This is a genomic window from Micromonospora sp. NPDC049004, assembly GCF_040649315.1.
GTDB lineage: Bacteria > Actinomycetota > Actinomycetes > Mycobacteriales > Micromonosporaceae > Micromonospora.
Genome location: NZ_JBEZFG010000012.1, coordinates 49,579 through 64,266, shown reverse-complemented (window position 1 = coordinate 64,266; position 14,688 = coordinate 49,579). Strand labels below are relative to the sequence as shown.

General features: G+C 72.4%; 13 protein-coding genes. 7 read left to right on the top strand and 6 right to left on the bottom strand.

The genetic code is table 11. The features are described 5' to 3' along the window. From AB0B97_RS29200 to AB0B97_RS29185, 4 genes are read left to right on the top strand one after another with little or no spacing between them, the layout of a single operon-like run. Positions 1 to 1,953 carry an MFS transporter gene (locus AB0B97_RS29200; protein ID WP_357498171.1) on the top strand — a complete coding sequence of 651 codons (1,953 nt, stop codon included), beginning with the start codon at positions 1 to 3 and terminating at the stop codon, positions 1,951 to 1,953. Beyond that, entirely contained in the window at positions 1,950 to 2,507 is a 558-nt protein-coding gene (locus tag AB0B97_RS29195; protein ID WP_357498169.1) for a hypothetical protein, read from the top strand. The genes AB0B97_RS29200 and AB0B97_RS29195 overlap by 4 nt, the downstream gene beginning before the upstream one ends. Continuing rightward, on the top strand, positions 2,504 to 3,679 hold the full coding sequence (locus AB0B97_RS29190) for a M23 family metallopeptidase (protein ID WP_357498167.1): 1,176 nt from the start codon (positions 2,504 to 2,506) through the stop codon (positions 3,677 to 3,679). The genes AB0B97_RS29195 and AB0B97_RS29190 overlap by 4 nt, the downstream gene beginning before the upstream one ends. 13 nt (positions 3,680 to 3,692) lie before the next feature. Beyond that, a complete protein-coding gene (locus AB0B97_RS29185; RefSeq protein WP_357498164.1) occupies positions 3,693 to 4,292 on the top strand; it encodes a hypothetical protein in 600 nt (199 codons plus the stop codon). Here the strand turns inward: AB0B97_RS29185 and AB0B97_RS29180 are convergent, their stop codons facing one another. Beyond that, a complete protein-coding gene (locus AB0B97_RS29180; RefSeq protein ID WP_357498264.1) occupies positions 4,293 to 4,850 on the bottom strand; it encodes a hypothetical protein in 558 nt (185 codons plus the stop codon). Between the two features lie 194 nt (positions 4,851 to 5,044). Between AB0B97_RS29180 and AB0B97_RS29175 the strand changes: the two genes are divergently transcribed. Both AB0B97_RS29175 and AB0B97_RS29170 read left to right on the top strand, forming a co-directional pair. Next, on the top strand, positions 5,045 to 7,606 hold the full coding sequence (locus AB0B97_RS29175) for an FtsK/SpoIIIE domain-containing protein (RefSeq protein WP_357498162.1): 2,562 nt from the start codon (positions 5,045 to 5,047) through the stop codon (positions 7,604 to 7,606). Between the two features lie 46 nt (positions 7,607 to 7,652). Continuing rightward, positions 7,653 to 8,354, top strand: a complete 702-nt coding sequence (locus AB0B97_RS29170; RefSeq protein WP_357498262.1) for a hypothetical protein — start codon at positions 7,653 to 7,655, stop codon at positions 8,352 to 8,354. Positions 8,355 to 8,471: 117 nt separating this feature from the next. On the opposite strand, the gene folE is transcribed toward AB0B97_RS29170, so the two are convergent. The 4 genes from folE to AB0B97_RS29150 form a co-directional block, all read right to left on the bottom strand. Beyond that, positions 8,472 to 9,137, bottom strand: a complete 666-nt coding sequence (folE, locus tag AB0B97_RS29165; RefSeq protein WP_234587526.1) for a GTP cyclohydrolase I FolE — start codon at positions 9,135 to 9,137, stop codon at positions 8,472 to 8,474. Positions 9,138 to 9,172: 35 nt separating this feature from the next. Continuing rightward, the gene (gene ftsH, locus AB0B97_RS29160) at positions 9,173 to 11,191 is read right to left on the bottom strand and encodes an ATP-dependent zinc metalloprotease FtsH (protein ID WP_234587425.1); all 2,019 of its coding nucleotides are present in this window, start codon (positions 11,189 to 11,191) and stop codon (positions 9,173 to 9,175) included. Between the two features lie 571 nt (positions 11,192 to 11,762). Further along, the gene (gene hpt / locus AB0B97_RS29155) at positions 11,763 to 12,338 is read right to left on the bottom strand and encodes a hypoxanthine phosphoribosyltransferase (protein WP_030328005.1); all 576 of its coding nucleotides are present in this window, start codon (positions 12,336 to 12,338) and stop codon (positions 11,763 to 11,765) included. Positions 12,339 to 12,438: 100 nt separating this feature from the next. Then, the gene (locus AB0B97_RS29150) at positions 12,439 to 12,588 is read right to left on the bottom strand and encodes a hypothetical protein (RefSeq protein ID WP_234587421.1); all 150 of its coding nucleotides are present in this window, start codon (positions 12,586 to 12,588) and stop codon (positions 12,439 to 12,441) included. A gap of 138 nt (positions 12,589 to 12,726) precedes the next feature. Between AB0B97_RS29150 and AB0B97_RS29145 the strand changes: the two genes are divergently transcribed. Continuing rightward, entirely contained in the window at positions 12,727 to 13,707 is a 981-nt protein-coding gene (locus tag AB0B97_RS29145) for a helix-turn-helix domain-containing protein (protein ID WP_357498156.1), read from the top strand. Here AB0B97_RS29145 and tilS read toward each other — a convergent pair. Beyond that, entirely contained in the window at positions 13,694 to 14,686 is a 993-nt protein-coding gene (gene tilS / locus AB0B97_RS29140; RefSeq protein WP_357498154.1) for a tRNA lysidine(34) synthetase TilS, read from the bottom strand. The two genes, AB0B97_RS29145 and tilS, sit on opposite strands and share 14 nt — an antisense overlap. Between the last annotated feature and the right edge of the window lie 2 nt (positions 14,687 to 14,688).

Below are 14,688 nucleotides of genomic sequence, written 5' to 3'. Positions count from 1 at the left end.
ATGGCTGGGCCCCGGGCACGGATCGCGTCGTTCCTGCTCGCGCTCGGCGTGCTGGCCGGGGCCACCCTCAGCTGGCCGCTGATCGGCGCGGAGGCGGCCGCGGCCGCCCCACCGGTCGCCCAGGCCCGCGCCGACCTCTGCACGACAGCCGAATGGCAGGCGGACTTCCGGGCCTGCGTAGGGAAGCTCCAGGCGGTCAGCGAGGACGAGGTCAAGTGCCGCAACGCGCCGACCCCAGGGACGCCGGACTCCGGCCTCGCCGGCTGGTTCGCCGCCGCGCCGCCGGCTGAGGCGGCGAACGGAGTAGCCGGTCGGTACAGCCTCTACGGATACGCGGGTTACAACTACAACACCTACGACATCGACGGCGGCTGCGCGTCGAGTGTGCTGCATCCGGATTACAAGTTCACCACGACGGTCGCGAACGGCGAATTCATGATCGCCACGTCGATCATCGGTGCCTCGAACGCGCTCAGGGAACGCGCCTGGGATCCCGGCTCGATGTGGGGTTGGGCGGACCCCCTGGTCGAGAAGGCCACCAAGTCCGTCTACGAGAAGGTGTTCAGCGTCTTCGGGATCGTCACGCTATGCGTGGTGGGGCTCTATCTGCTCTGGCGGTCCCGGCAGTCGGACATGAGTAACGCCATGACCACCGCCGGCTGGGCTCTGTTGGTGATGGTCGCGGTCACCGCGCTCGCCGCATGGCCGGTGAAATCGGCGAACATCGCAGACGGCGCACTCGTCACCAGCCTCGGGGTGGTGCACGACGCGGTGGGCCCGCAAGCGAAAGAACCCGCACCCGGCCGCTGCATCGATCCAGATCGCTGCAAAGACCTCAGAACCCCGGCCGTCCGCGCGAGCGACACCGCTACCGAGACCATGCTCTATCGGAACTGGGTCCGGGGGGTCCTCGGATCGGCGGACAGTGAGACGGCCCGCAAGTACGGTCCGGCACTTTACGACGCGCGATCTCTGACCTGGGGCGAAGCACAGTCCATGCGCGCCAACCCGGCCACCCGGGAGGCGACGATCAAGGCCAAGCAGCAGCAGTGGGCGCGGGTGGCCGAGCAGATTCAGACCGAGGACCCGGAGGCGTACGAGTACCTCCAGGGTGTCCGGGACATGGACCGGGTCGGGGCCGGGTTCATCGCGGTGCTGGCCTCGATCCTGTTCGCCATGTTCGACCTGACCGCGTCGCTACTGGTCCTGCTGGGCTTCCTGATCTTCCGATGGGCAGTGATCGCGGCACCCATCCTGGGCACTGTCGGGTTGCTCCGACCAGCCAGTGCCGGCCTGCGGCGGCTCGCGAACGCCGTGGTCGCCGCTATCTTCAACATCGCCATCTTCGGCACCGGGGCCGCCATCTACCTGTTCGCGGTCGATCTGATCATGAGTACGCCCACGCTGCCCGGCTGGCTCCAGGTGGTGCTGGTGTGGCTGTGCGGAGTGGTCGGCTGGTTGCTGCTGCGGCCGTACCGGCGGATCACCCAGCTCGGCGGCAAGGACAGCAGCGAGGCGGTCAGCTCGGCCGGGTCCTGGCACCGCCGGTTCTTCCGGGACATGCGGACGGCGGCCCGGCTCGACGTGGCCGAGCCCGGGGGGACGATGGAACCGGTGGGCGGACGCCGCCGATCGCCGGTCGCCGAGCAGACCCGACTGCGCCCGGAGGCCCGCCGGGAAGACCCGGCCCCGACGCCGACGCCAACCCCGGTCGGGGGCGTACGCGCCAGCGACGGTCGACCGGACGGTCAGGAACGCGCCGATGAGGCGCCGGCGAAGGAGACCGGCACCCGAGGTCGTCCGGTGCCGCCGCAGCCCCGTCGACGGCAGCCGGCGACGTGGACCGAACCGGACGTACCGTCGGAGAACCCGTCGTTCGTGGTCTACCGGCCGGGCTCCACCGAACGTGTGCCGGACCGCACCGGACCTCGGGTGCGCTCAGAGGCTCGGTGACAGCGATGCGACGGGCCCTGGAATTCCTCTTCACCCGGGCGTTGCGGTCTCGGCTGGGAGTGGCGGTGGTGATCGCGGTACTGGTCTTCGGGGTAATCGGGGCGGCCCGCCTCGCGTCCGGCCCGATGGACCCGGCGGACGGCTTGAGCAGCCGACCGAACCGGCCGATCACCACCGTCGACCCGACGGCCGGTGACGACGGGGTGATCTCCACCGAGGCTCCGCCGTCGCCGGTCACCCGGCCCGGCGCCCGCACGCCGGAGCAGACCGCCGACCGGTTTGCCTCGGCCTGGCTCGGTCGACCCGGCATGACCACCGAACAGTGGCAGGCCGGCCTGCGGCCGTTGTCGACCCCGGCGCTGACCGAGAAGCTGGCCGGCGCCGAGCCCGGTAGTGTGCCGGACGGGGAGGTGACCGGCCCACCATCGGTGCGATCGCGCACCGACACGTTCGTCGAGGTGCTGCTACCGCTCGACACCGGGCGGCTCCGGTTGGAGCTGGTGGTTGCGGACGAGGGTTGGCTGGTCGACGTGATCGACTGGGAGCGACAGTGACCGCCGGCCGAGCGGGCCGCGCTCTTCGCCGCCCGATACGGGTCGGCGTGATCGCCTCGGTGCTCACCGGGGTGTTGCTCCTGCTCTGCTGCACTGGAGGCACCGCGGCGTTCTTTCTCAGCGGTCTCGGCGGCGATGCGGAGAACGGGGACGCCCTGGCCGGCTGGGGCTGCGGACCAGTGCGCCCGGTGGACATTGTCGGCGAGCTGCCCCGGTTCGCCGAGTATGGCGACGCTCAGGTCCGCAACGCGGCGATCATCATCAAGGTCGGCCAGGACATGGGGGTGCCCTCGCGTGGCTGGGTGATCGCCCTGGCCACCGCCATGCAGGAGTCCGCGCTGCGTAATCTGGCGAACACCGGGGTGCCCGCCTCGCTCGCCCTGCCGCACGAGGGCGTCGGCGCGGACCACGACTCGTTGGGTCTGTTCCAGCAGCGGCCGGGATGGGGCTCGGTCGCCGAGCGGATGACTCCCGCGTACACGGCCCGGAAGTTCTACGAAAAGCTCGTGAAGGTGCGCAGCTGGCAGCGCCGACCGCTGACCGTCGTGGCCCAGCAGGTCCAGGTCAGCGCCTATCCGGACGCGTACGCCAAGCACGAGGAGCTGGCCAGCAAGATCGTGGACGCGCTGGCCGGTGGCGCGGCCCGCACCGTCGAGATCAACGGAAAGGCTGTGTGCGATGCGGCCGAGCGCGGCCAGATCGCCGCCTCCGGCTGGACCGCGCCGATCTCCGGTGACGTGGGCTCCGGCTTCCAGACCGCCGACCGACCCAGCCACAACGGCGTCGACATCGGAGCGGGCAAGGGCACCGAGATCCGTGCCGCGGCCGCCGGCCGGGTGCTCGTAGCCCGCTGCGACCCGGACAAGCGCGGACGGCGGAGCTGCGACGTGGACGGGTACCCCGGCAAGGGCGGCTGTGGCTGGTTCGTCGACATCCTGCACGCCGGCGGCTACATCACCCGGTACTGCCACATGGTGGTCCGCCCCCGGGTCACACCCGATCAGATCGTGCCGGCTGGCGAGGTGATCGGGCAGGTGGGCAGCAGCGGTAACTCGTCCGGTCCCCACCTGCACTTCGAGGTGCACCTGCGAAACGACAGGTCCAGCCGGGGCGCGACCGACCCGATTCCGTTCATGCGCGCGCGGGGCGCCCCGCTGCGCGCCGCGGAGTGAGGCTGTCGCGGGCATGACCGGACCGATGCCGGACCCGTTCGCCGACCAGCCCGACTGGGCGCCCCGGCCACCTCGCCCACTGGCCATCGTGCCCGCGACCGGGCGTGTGGAATTACGCGGGCAGCGGGTGCTCGTCGGGCTACCCGGGCTGGGCTGGCGAGGGGACCTGCGCGCGGACGACCGCGTCGTGCAGGGTGCCCGGACCTACGTGCCGGTCATCCCCGAGCACGAGTGGTACCGGGCCGAGGCCGACCAGGTCGAGGTGTTCGCGCCGCTGGTGCCGGTGGAGCGGGTCTGGGTGGAGACGGTCGGTGAACGGCCCGGATCGGACGACACCGGGGACACCGGCATCCGGCTGGTCTCGCTGGACGGGCCGTCCCACCGGTCCCCCACGCCGGTGTTCGAGGCGGACGCGGTCACCGGCCGCCGGGTGGTGCACGTCGAGGGTGGGCTGGAGCACCGGGACATGCGGGCCGTCACCGAGACCTACTCCGGGGCCGAGGGCGACATCTGCGTGCGGATCACGCCCGAAGTCGAGTGGTACCGCTGGGCCTGGCGTGGCCAGTCACCCACCACCCTGGAGGTGCCCGTACATCTGTTGTGGATCGAATGACTACTGGCTGACCCTGCTGCCGGTGCACACACGCCAGCCATCTCTGTCTTGAACATCGAACCGCCAGGTGTCAGCCAGACTTTGCTGAACTCCGTCGATTGATGCGCTACGGCGGATAACAGCGATAACCGAAGCGTCACGTGAACTGACCTTGGAAACGACGACGCCTTCGATGTTGATCGAAAACGATACATCCAGTTCTCGTTCTCGTTGGACTACCTGTGCGCCGAACTCATCCAGCGCCGGAACTGCACCGTCACAGGTGAATTGCTTGGCCCTGTTGACGTCGCGAGACACAAGCGCCGCCTGTAGGTAGTTGACGACAACCACGTCGGGGGCGCTGCGGTCGGGAGCGGCCGCCCGGTTGTACAACACGTACCCCGTCGCCACCGCACCGAGGCAGAGCAGGGCGAGCACCCCACCGACCACGGTGAGGACGGTTCGCAGTCGGCGACGGCGCGGTTGTGGTGCCGGCGCTGGCGGGGCCGGCGGCAGCTGCCCGGACGGAGTCCGTTGGGCCGGTACGCGGGAGACCTGGGAACCGGCGGGGGGCTGCACTGATTCCACCTCCTGAAGTTATCGGCTGGACGGCCCGGAGCCAATGCCTCAGATCCAGCGGATCGTGACGGACCCCTCCCCACCGGTGAGATCCGCGACAACACCGGCGCACCGCCGTGGTACCTCCCGGAGGAGCGGCTCGGGCTGGGATACCGTCACTGCTCGGGGAGGGGTTGCCAACCTCGGGTGAGGGGGTGGACACGGTGGCCGGTCCGAAGGCACGCACGAACCGAGCGGCGGCGCTGCACCGCCGGGCCGCAGCTGTCGTGACCGCCGCGGCCGGCATCCTCGATGAGACTCGACCGGCCCCCGCGGATCAGCGCCGCCAGTACGAGTTGGCCGACCGGCTGCGGGTGGTTGCCGCGCGGCTGGCGCCGGGCTGGTCGGGCGCCAATCTGGACTCGCTCACCGTGGATTCTCCGGCGGGTGACGGCCCGCCGCCCTTCGTGCGGGTGGGTACGGCGGCGCCGTTGGATGACGCCCGTTTCCCGGCGCTCGTGCCGCTCATCGGGGTCGGGCATCTGAGCGTGGACGCCGATGCGCGGGAGCCCCGGGTGGCGGGGTTGCTGCGGGCCGTGCTGCTGCGGTTGCTGGGCGGGGCGCCGGCCGGTGCGCTGCTGGTGCGCGCGGTGGACGCCACGGGTGCGGTGCTGACGCCGTTCGGCGCGCTGGCCGATGCCGGGCTGCTGCCGCCGCCGGCGGTGGACGTGGCGGGTCTGCGGGCGGTGTTGACGGAGGCGGAGCAGTGGGTGACCCCGGGTGCGAGCGGGCGTCGTCGCCACGACCGCACCCTGCTGCTGGTGGTCGCCGCGTTGCCGGAGCTGACCGGCCCGAACGACCTGGCCCGGATCGAGGCACTGGCCGAGCAGGGGCCCGCGGCCGGCCTGCACCTGGTGGTGGCCGGTTGGCCGCCACCGGGCCCGTACGCGTCCCGGGCGCCGTTGCCGCAGGCGACCTCGCTGGTGCTGCGTAACGCGTACGCGCTGCTCGGCGATCCGCCGGGGGCGTCGTTCGCGAGCCCCGGTGCCGAGCCACCGGGCGGGTTGAACTCACCGGTCTTCGTGGAGACGGACCCGCCGGCGGATCTCGTCGACGCGGTCTGTCGACGGCTCGCCGCCCAGGTGGAGGCGGGTTCCCGACTGGCGTTGGCCGATCTCCTGCCGGCGACGGGTGAGCAACTCTGGGAGGCCGATTCCTCGGACAGCCTCACCACGATGGTGGGTGACGCCGGGGGCCGGCCGGTGCCGTTGGGCTTCACCGAGTTGACCCCGCACTGGCTGGTCAGCGGCCGTTCCGGGGCGGGACGTGCGGCGTTCCTGACCACCGCGCTGCTGGGGCTCGCTGCGCGGTACGGCCCGGACGACCTGGCGCTGTACCTGGCGGATCTGGGCGACGGTGAGTCGTTCGTGGAGTTTCTGCAGACCGAGCGGGACCGCTCCTGGATCCCGCACGTGCGGGCTGCGGCGATGGCGGCCGACCGGGAGTACGTCCGGGATCTGCTCGACCAGTTGACGGCCGAGGTGCAGCGCCGTGCGGAGGCGGCCGGGCGGGCCGGCGGGCAGCGCTTCGCGGAGCTGCGCCAGCACCGGTCGCTGCCCCGCATCGTCTGTGTGGTGGACAATGTGCCGCTGCTCTTCGCTGAGCGCGATCGGCTGGCCGGCGAGCTGACCGCGCAGGTGGACCAGCTGGCCCGCACCGGTCGGGCGTACGGCGTACACCTGGTGCTGGCCGGCGCGGGTGAGTTGGGGTTGAGTGGCCGCGCGGACGCCGGGCACCGGGATTCGGTTCTCGGACAGTTCCCGGTGCGGGTGGCGTTGCCGGGTGGCGGCCCGGTGCTGGAGCCGACCAACGACTCGGCCGCAGGGCTGCCGGTGGGCAGCGCGGTGGTGAACACCGCCGGAGGGCTGGGTGGTCCCCGGGGCGCGATCCGTGGCCACGAGCGGTTGATCCGGCACCCGGATCCGCTGGACCATCCGGAGGTCGTCGAGCAACTGCGGCACGAGCTGTGGGCGGCCCGGCCGGCCGGGTCGGCGCCACCTGTGGTGTTCGCCGGTTACGCTCGCCCGCTGCTGAGCAACGATCCGCGTCACCGGGCGGCCCTGGCGGGCCAGGCGCACGGGCCGGCGGCTCTGCTCGGCCGGGCGGTGGACGTGGCCCGTACGACGGTTGCCGTTCCGATGGGGCCGGCGGCCGGTCGGAACCTCGCCGTGCTGGGCTCGGGACCGGCGGCGGGTGGCCTGTTGGCGACGGCGGCCCGGAGCACCGCGGCTCATCACCCGCCGGGCACCGCCCGGTTCCTGGTGGCCGCGCCGGACCAGGGGGCACGCCCCTTGGCGGAGGAGTTGACGGCCGAGCTGGCCGCCCGCCATCCGGCGTGCCTGGTGGACGTGCCGACGCTGCTCGCGGACACCGACGGGGAGCTGCCGACGTACCTGGTGGTCTTCGGGTTGGATCGGCCCGGGCCGCGGGAGTTGCCGGCCGACCGGTTGCGCGCGCTGCTGCGGGACGGGCCGCCGGCGGGCCGGCACCTGCTGGGCTGGTGGCGGGCGGTGCCGCCGTTCGCCGCGCTGCTGGAGCCGGACGGCGAGGTCGACAAGCTCGCCGCCGTCGTGGTGCTGGACGTGCCGGCGGCGCAGCTCGCCGCCGTCTTCGGCCGGCCGGTCCAGTGGCGGGCGCACCCGGAGCGGGCGGCGCTGTGGGACGGTCCGGACGAGCGGGGCACGGTCCTGGTGCCGTTCGCCGACGGGGTGGGGTGAGCGGGCGGTGCGCGCGGGAGGTGTCGGTGTGGGGTCGAACGCTACGGTGACCGGGCCGGGGCGGCAGCGGACCGCCGGGTCGGACGGCGATGGCACGCCGGCGGCTGCCGAACCCGTCAGCGGGTGGGCCGAGTATCTGGCGGCGGCGCGGCAACTCGATGCGATCCGGCGCGGCGCGGCTGCCGCTGCCGGTGAGCAGGCCCGCTCGGCGGAGGCCGCCCGGGAGGAACTGACTGTCGTGCGTGCCGGGCTGGCGAGTCAGCAGGAGCGGCTGCGGGAGCGCGGCGTACCGGCGATCTCGCTGGTGCCGTCGCCGCCGGAGCTGACCGAGGCGGCCCGGTCGATGGCCGGCGGTCCGGCCGCCGTGCTGGCGGCGCTGCGGGCCGCGCGGGGTCAGGCCGAGGCCGCGGACGCGGCGTTGGCCGCACGTCGCGGCGTCCGGCCGGCCTCCTGGCCCGCGCGGGCGCGCAACCTCCTGGTGTACGGGCCGTTGGCGCTGCTGGTGCCGCTGATCCAGGTCATCGTGTACGCGACGACGGGTACCGGCCCGGCCAGCGTGACAGCCCTGATCGCTGGGCTCCCGATGCCGGCGGTCGCCTTCGTCGTCGGCTGGGTGGGTGTCGGTCGGGTGTTCCACGCCAGCCCCGGCGAGCGGCTGGACCGGACGGTACGCCTCGGTGCGCTGGTCTGTCTGGTGCCGGCTGTGCTGGTCACGGCCGGCCTGCTGCTGGCCCTGCTGGCCGGCTGACCCGCCGCCGCGCAGGTCAAACCGAAGCGAGCGCCGGCCACCGCAGAGGCGACACCCGGAGATGCGACGGCCGGCCACCCCGGGAGGGGACGGCCGGCCGTTGTCGCGTTCGCCAGGTCAGCGGGGGATGATCAGCGCCATCGCCTCGGCCCGCGACTTGGAGTCGGACTGCAGGATGCCGCGCACCGCCGAGGTGATGGTCTTGGCACCGGACTTCTGGATGCCCCGCATCGCCATGCACATGTGCTCGCATTCGAGCACGACGACGACGCCGCGCGGGGCTAGCTTGCTCATCAGCAGGTCGGCGACCTGCGAGGTGAGCCGCTCCTGCACCTGGGGTCGGCGGGCGAAGACCTCCACGAGGCGGGCCAGCTTGGACAGGCCGGTGATCCGCCCGTCCGGGCCGGGGATGTAGCCGATGTGCGCGCTGCCCCGGAACGGCAGCAGGTGGTGCTCGCAGAGGCTCATCACGTCGATGTCCCGGACGATCACCAGCTCTTCGTGGTTAGCCTCGAAGGTGGTGCTGAGCACCTGGGCCGGGTCGACGCGCAGGCCGGCGAAGAGCTCGGCGTACGCGCGGGCCACCCGGGCCGGGGTCTGCTGGAGCCCGTCGCGGTCCGGGTCCTCGCCGACGGCGATCAGGATCTCCCGGACGGCCTTCTCGATCCGGCCGAGGTCGACTGCGTCCTCGACCGGGCGACCGGTCAACCGGCCGCTGATCAGCCGGGCGGCAACGTAGTCCAGCCCGTCGTCGCCGTCGGGCTCGGTCGCGGAAACGGCCAGCTCCCGGTGCGGGGAGCTGGCCGTCGGGTCGTCGCTCAGTGCGTACCGTCCGAGTTGTTGGACGGCGTGCCGCCACCAACGGACGCCTGCGCGCCGTCGGCCTGGGCCTGCGCCTTGAGCTTGTCCTTCTCCGCAGGGGTGAGCACGGGCGGCTCGGTGGACGGCTGGCGCTTGCCGAAGCCGTTGTACGGAGCCAGCGGCGGGCGCTTGACGACCCGCGCGCAGATCCGCGCCATGTCGGCCGTGGAGAGGGTCTCCTTCTCCATCAGCTCGAGCACGATGCTGTCCAGGACGTCCCGGTATTCCACCAGGATCTCCCAGGCCTCGTCGTGCGCCAGCTCGACAAGTGCCCGCATCTCGCCGTCGATCTCGGCGGCCACCGAGTCCGAGTAGTCCCGCTCGTGGCCCATGTTGCGGCCGAGGAACGGCTCGTCCCCGCTCGTGCCGTACTTGATCGCGCCGAGCTTCGAGCTCATGCCGTACTGGGTGATCATCGCGCGGGCCAGCTGGGTGGCCTTCTCGATGTCGTTGCCGGCACCGGTGGTGGGCTCGTGGAAGACCAGCTCCTCAGCGGCCCGGCCGCCCAGCGCGTACGCCAGGGTGTCGATCATTTCGGCGCGGGTCTGGGTGTACTTGTCCTCGGTCGGCAGCACCAGGGTGTGGCCCAGCGAGCGGCCGCGGGACAGGATCGTCACCTTGTGCACCGGCGCGGCGTGCGGCAGCGCCCAGGCGACCAGCGCGTGCCCACCCTCGTGGTACGCGGTGATCTTCTTTTCCTGGTCGCTCATCACCCGGGTCCGTCGCTGCGGACCGGCGATCACCCGGTCGATCGACTCCTCCAGGGAGTCGTTGGTGATCGCCCGCTGGTCCTTGCGGGCGGTGAGCAGGGCCGACTCGTTGATCACGTTGGCCAGGTCGGCGCCGCTGAAGCCCGGGGTACGCCGCGCCACCGAGTCGAGGTCGACGTCGGGGGTGAACGGCTTGCCCTTGGCGTGCACCCGCAGGATGGCCTTGCGGCCCTCCATGTCGGGGGCGTCCACCGGGATCTGCCTGTCGAACCGGCCCGGGCGCAGCAGCGCCGGGTCGAGGATGTCCGGCCGGTTGGTGGCCGCGATCAGGATGACCCCGCCCTTGGTGTCGAAGCCGTCCATCTCGACGAGCAGCTGGTTGAGCGTCTGCTCCCGCTCGTCGTGGCCGCCGCCCATGCCGGCGCCGCGGTGGCGGCCGACGGCGTCGATCTCGTCGACGAAGACGATTGCCGGGGCGTTCGACTTGGCCTGCTCGAAGAGGTCGCGGACCCGGCTCGCGCCGACACCGACGAACATCTCGACGAAGTCGGAGCCGGAGATCGAGTAGAAGGGCACCCCGGCCTCGCCGGCGACCGCGCGGGCCAGCAGGGTCTTGCCGGTGCCGGGCGGGCCGAACAGCAGCACGCCCTTCGGGATCTTGGCGCCCAGGGCCTGGTACTTCGCGGGGTTCTGCAGGAAGTCCTTGATCTCGTGCAGCTCCTCGACGGCCTCCTCGGCACCCGCGACGTCCGCGAAGGTCGTCTTCGGAGTGTCCTTGGTGATCATCTTCGCCTTGGACTTGCCGAAGTTGAGCACCCGGGAGCCGCCGCCCTGCATCTGCGACATGAAGAACAGCAGCAGGAGCACGAGCAGCGCGATAGGCAGCAGGTTGACCAGCAGGCTCACCCAGATGCTGTCCGACGAGACCTTGGCGTCGGCCGGGCCGGTGACCCGGTTGGCCGCCTTGGCGTCCAGCACCTCATTCCAGATCTCGTCCCCAGCCTGGTACGGGAACTGGGCCTCGATCCGGTCGGTGTTGGTGTCACCGAACTTGGTCTTGTTCTTCAGGTCCAGCTGGAGCGTCTGCTCCTTGTCCTGGAAGACGACCTTGTTGATCTGGGCGGTGTGGAGCTGGTCGAGCGCAACGGAAGTGTCCACGCGGTGGTAGCTGGGACCAGCGGTGAACAGCTGACTGAGCACAACGGCGCCGAGGATGACCAGGATGATCCAGACCACCGGTCGGCGGAAGAAACGCGTACGTTCCATACTGTTGTCGAGCGCCGGAGCGCCCGCATCCTCCTGATCGACGTCCTGACCGTCTGATGGTGTCGCCGCCCTGGGCGGCGTCGGAGCCGCCGTGCGGGCCGGCCTCGACCCCGAGGCGCGAAAACTGCCGCGCCGCGGTCATTCGACGGTACACCGTGTACGCGAGGAGTGAGCTTGCGAGCCCCGCAGTGGTGCATCAATCGAAGGCCCGTGCACGTGAGGAGCAGGCCCGCGAGTCCCACCCCCGGCTGTCCGTCGCCATCGACGACGGGCTCCGTGAGCGGCCTCGCCAGCCCCGCACCAGGCGTACGGCGGGTCCGGGCAAGAACCGGCGTGGCGGGGAATCCGGCCCGGCCACCCGCACGCCCGGTCACGCGGTCGAGGGGCCGGGCGCGAAGTTGCCTCCGCGCCACCGGGCTCCACGGTAACCGGAACAGCTGAGAGCCCGCTGAACGTCGGCTTGACGAATACCGATGCGAGTTGCTCTCACTCGGCCGGGGCGCGACCCGTCGGGGCCGGGCCGGGCGGCGCCAGGACCAGGCGAGCGGCAGCCAGAACCGGCTGCCGGCCGTCAGGACCGGGCGTAGACCTCGGGCTTGAGCACCCCGACGTAGGGCAGCTCCCGGTACCGCTCGCCGAAGTCGAGGCCGTACCCGACCACGAACTCGGTGGGGATGTCGAAGCCGACGTACTTCACCGGCACCGGCACCTTGACCGCGTCCGGCTTGCGGAAGAGCGCGACCACCTCGACGCTCGCCGCCGAGCGCGACTCCAGGTAGCGCAGCAGCCAGGAGAGCGTCAGGCCGGAGTCGACGATGTCCTCCACGACCACGACGTGCCGACCGGCGATGTCCCGGTCGAGGTCCTTGAGGATGCGGACCACCCCGGAGGAGGTGGTGCCCTGGCCGTAGGACGAGATGGCCATGAAGTCGAGTTCGGCCGGGGGGCCGTTGCGGCCCAACGCCCGGGCGAAGTCCGCCATGAACATCACCGCACCCTTGAGCACGCAGACCAGCAGCAGTCCGTCGCCCACGTGGGCGTAGTCGGCGGAGACCTGCTTGGCCAGCTCCGCTGTCTTCTCGCGGATCTGCGCCTCGGAAATGATCACGTGGTCGATGTCGGCGTCGTACCAGGAGCCGTCAGCCATGACTCCTAGCCTGCCGTACGTCCGATGGCCTCCGTCGGCGGGGCCGCACCTTTCGGCGCGGTCCCGCCGGGGATCTTCGGCGCAAAGGACATCAAACGCATCAGCTGGTGCGAGACCGCCAGCGGCGGCCGTCCTCGCTGGGCTTCCAGTCGGCCGAGTCGTGGCTGTCCGCGGTGAGGCCGGCCGCCGAGGCGGCGACGAGCAGGACGAGGAACAGGAGGAAGAGCAGGAACTCCATGGCGGCGCTCACTTTCGCATGGTTGCTGTCGGTTTCGCCGCCGGTGCGCACCGGACTGAGACCAGTCTCCGCCGACTCCCGCCGGCCGGACAGTGGCAGAGATGCCACTGGGCATCGATTTACTGCCACCTCTGGGGTTACCCTCGTCACATGCTCCGATCCGTCGCCGTCCTCGCCCTCGACCAGGTCGCCCCCTTCGAGCTCGGCGTGCTGGCCGAGGTGTTCGGCACCGACCGGACGGCCGACGGCTTCCCGGGGTACCGGTTCGACGTGTGCAGCCCCGACGGCGCTGCCGTCCGGACGTCCGCCGGCTTCCACCTCACCCCGAACGCCGACCTCGGCCCGCTGGAGGAGGCCGACCTGGTGGCCGTCCCCGCGCACAGCGCGGGCACCGTCATCCCCGACGCGGTGCTCGACGCGCTGCGCCGCGCCGACGCGCGCGGCGCGCACCTGTTCAGCGTCTGCTCCGGCGCCTTCCTGCTCGGCGCTGCGGGCCTGCTGGACGACCGGGAGTGCACCACCCACTGGCGCTACGTCGACGAGCTGCAGCGCCGGCATCCCCGCGCCCGGGTGCGCTGCAACTCGCTCTACGTCCAGGACGGCCGGCTGCTCACCAGCGCCGGCACCGCGGCCGGCATCGACGCCTGCCTGCACCTGATCCGCCAGGTGCACGGCTCGGCCACCGCGACCCGGCTGGCCCGGCGGATGGTGGTCCCGCCGCACCGCGACGGCGGCCAGTCGCAGTACGTCGAGGCACCCATCCCCCGGGCCCCCGAGGCGCCCACGCTCGAACCGGTGCTGGAGTGGCTGATGGGGCACCTGGACCGGGCGATCACAGTGGAGGAGCTGGCCGCCCGCGCCGGCATGGCCCCGCGCACGTTCGCCCGCCGGTTCCGCGCCGAGACCGGCACCACCCCGCACGACTGGCTCACCAACCAGCGGGTGCTGCTCGCCCGGCGACTGCTGGAGGAGACCCCGTTGAGCGTGGAGGCCGTCGCCGACCAGGCCGGCTTCAGCGACGCCGCCGCGCTGCGCCACCACTTCAGCCGCCGGGTCGGCGCCACCCCGCACAGCTACCGGACCACCTTCCGGGACCGGGCCGACGCCGCCGGGGCGCTCAGCCCGAGCTGAGGGCCGTCAGCCGGTCGCCACGACGGAGTACGCGGACACCCCCGGGCAGGTCGGTGGGACCCTGACCGTGCCAGTCGGTGACCAGGGCGTCCAGCGCGGCGACGTGCCGATGCGACAGCGCCCCGGGCACCGCGCCCAGCTCCCGTGCCCAGGCGTGCAGCACCCGGGTGCGTACGGCGGCGCCCAGACCGGCCAGCTCCGGCACCGCGAGCCCACCGGCGGCGTGCCGGGCCGCCGCCAGCGCCGCCGCCGCCGTCTCGTCGAGGGCGGCGTTGTCCGCCGCCACCAGCCGGGCGGTACGCGCCAGGTTGTCCACCACGCCCGGCCCGAGCGCCCGCACCAACGCCGGCAGCACGTCGGCGCGCACCCGGGAGCGGGCGTACGACGGGTCGGTGTTGTGCGGGTCCTGCCACGGGCTGAGCCCGAGCGCGGCACAGGCGGCGCGGGTCTGCTCCCGACCGATCTCCAGCAGCGGCCGCAGCAGCGGCACCCCGCCCAGGTCACGTCGGCCGGGCATGCCGGCCAGCCCGCGTGGACCGGCGCCCCGGGCAAGCGCGAGCAGCACGGTCTCCGCCTGGTCGTCGCGGGTGTGCCCGGTGAGCACCGCGACCGCCTCGTGCCGCCGAGCCGCCTCGGTCAACGCCTCGTAGCGGGCCTCCCGGGCCGCCGCCTCGGGGCCACCCACCCGGCCGGCCACCTCGACCCGGGCGACGGTCACGGGCGCGAACCCGGACTCGCGGGCCCAGCCGGCCACCGCCTCCGCGCGCTGCGCCGAGCCGGCCTGCAGGCCGTGGTCGACGGTCACCAGACCGGCGGGCCGACCCAGCCGGGGCGCCACGAACACGGCCGCCGCCGCCAGGGCCAGCGAATCGGCCCCACCGGAACAGGCGACCAGCACCGGGCCGCCGGCCGGCAGGTGAGTCAGCGCGCGACGGACCGCCACCCGGATCGCGGCCACCGGCGGCGCGAGCGCGCCCATCG

Bases quoted from the DNA above. Each gene is read 5' to 3' on its own strand.
- hpt (WP_030328005.1), bottom strand. From the start codon at position 12,338: ATGGCTGACGGCTCCTGGTACGACGCCGACATCGACCACGTGATCATT.
- AB0B97_RS29145 (WP_357498156.1), top strand. From the start codon at position 12,727: ATGCTCCGATCCGTCGCCGTCCTCGCCCTCGACCAGGTCGCCCCCTTC.
- AB0B97_RS29185 (WP_357498164.1), top strand. From the start codon at position 3,693: ATGACCGGACCGATGCCGGACCCGTTCGCCGACCAGCCCGACTGGGCG.
- AB0B97_RS29200 (WP_357498171.1), top strand. From the start codon at position 1: ATGGCTGGGCCCCGGGCACGGATCGCGTCGTTCCTGCTCGCGCTCGGC.
- ftsH (WP_234587425.1), bottom strand. From the start codon at position 11,191: ATGGAACGTACGCGTTTCTTCCGCCGACCGGTGGTCTGGATCATCCTG.
- tilS (WP_357498154.1), bottom strand. From the start codon at position 14,686: ATGGGCGCGCTCGCGCCGCCGGTGGCCGCGATCCGGGTGGCGGTCCGT.